The following is a 1,412-nucleotide window of genomic DNA, read 5'->3' on the forward strand; positions in this document are numbered from 1 at the left end:
ACTCAGGGTCGGCTATACCTTTGGTCAGAAAGTAGGGCCGGTTAAGGTCAGCACTGGGCTGATCCTAGGGGCCGCCGACTACCCCACCTATGTCTTCAACAATGGAACAGACTGGGTTCCTATTCCTGGCGGGCGGCAGGACCATTCCGCTTACGCCGATTTGAACCTATTCTTTGAAGACTATGACTATGCCGGTTTTGCGCCGATGCTGCGATTGCGTGCCGGAAAAAAATTCTCGAACCATAGCCGCTTTGAAAGCTCGGAATTCTCTGTCTCCCTGGGCATCGAATCAAAATTCTGAGAGCGCCTTGGCGCTTTCGCTGGCCATTGCGCACCGCCCCGATTAAATCCCTGCAAACACAGACAGGAGAAACCGCCATGCCCCTCACATATCTGCACACCATGGTCCGGGTGAAGGATCTGGAAAAATCGATGGCATTTTACTCTCTTCTGGGCCTCCGCGAGACCCGCCGATGGGAGAATGAGCAGGGCCGGTTCACCCTGGTCTTCATGGCCCCCCCGGGCCAGGAGGAGGCGCCTCTGGAACTCACCTATAATTGGGACGGCGATGATGCGCTGCCTGATGACAGCCGCCATTTCGGACATCTGGCCTATGGCGTTGATGATATCTATGCCGCCTGCCAGCACCTGATGGACAATGGCGTCACCATCAACCGCCCGCCCCGCGACGGGCGCATGGCCTTTGTCCGCTCGCCCGACAATGTGTCAATCGAACTGCTGCAGAACGGCGAAGCGCTGGATCCGGCAGAACCCTGGGCCGGAATGGAAAACACCGGCCAGTGGTAATTTAACACCCCGTTCCGCAACGCAGAAAACCCGGCGCAGCACCGCCTTGGTGCTGCCCGTTCCGTGCGGCATCTGCTGCCGCTCTCAGGTTTCCTGCAACCCATCAAACACGGTAACAAGGGCGGCCGCTTCTGCAGCCATCTGCCATGAACCATAACGCGGGTCCTGGCGCTTTGCCCTTCAATACGTCCAGGGCACGGTTTCCCCTCATGCCCTGTCTGCGGCCTGCCGGTGTTTTCCCGGCTCTGCCCGGCCTGTTGCCCGCTGGGATTTCACACCCCAACCGGCGGTTTAGTAAATATAGCGGATCTGGTCCGACCAATACCGCTCCATCCGCTTCAGCGCGGTGGAGATATCGTCGATTCCCTCGGAGGAGATCACATCCTTGTTCTCCAGCCCTTCCGCATGGCGCGAGAACAGCGCCGACACGATATCGCGGATTTCCCGGCCCCGCTGGGTCAGGCGGACGCGCACCGAGCGGCGGTCGATCTCGCAGCGCTGATGGTGCATATAGCCCATCTCGACCAGCTTCTTCAGGTTATAGCTGACATTGCTGCCCTGATAGTAGCCGCGGGTCTTCAATTCCCCGGCGGTCACTTCATTGT

The 1,412-nt window shown here is 58.9% G+C and carries 2 protein-coding genes and 1 pseudogene; 2 read left to right on the plus strand and 1 reads right to left on the minus strand.

Annotated features, from left to right (window positions below; translation table 11 throughout):
- Positions 1–301: pseudogene (locus A2I95_RS37810) on the plus strand (hypothetical protein); the annotation flags it as partial.
- Positions 302–378: 77 nt separating this feature from the next.
- Entirely contained in the window at positions 379–807 is a 429-nt protein-coding gene (locus tag A2I95_RS37815) for a VOC family protein (RefSeq protein WP_291737568.1), read from the plus strand.
- 291 nt (positions 808–1,098) lie between these two features.
- Here A2I95_RS37815 and A2I95_RS37820 read toward each other — a convergent pair.
- A partial coding sequence (locus A2I95_RS37820) for a winged helix DNA-binding protein (RefSeq protein ID WP_291737569.1) occupies positions 1,099–1,412 on the minus strand: 314 nt, incomplete at its 5' end.

Source organism: Leisingera sp. F5, assembly GCF_001593695.1.

What these genes read in the sequence shown, in the direction of transcription:
- A2I95_RS37815 (WP_291737568.1), top strand. Translation starts at nt 379, where the DNA reads ATGCCCCTCACATATCTGCACACCATGGTCCGGGTGAAGGATCTGGAA.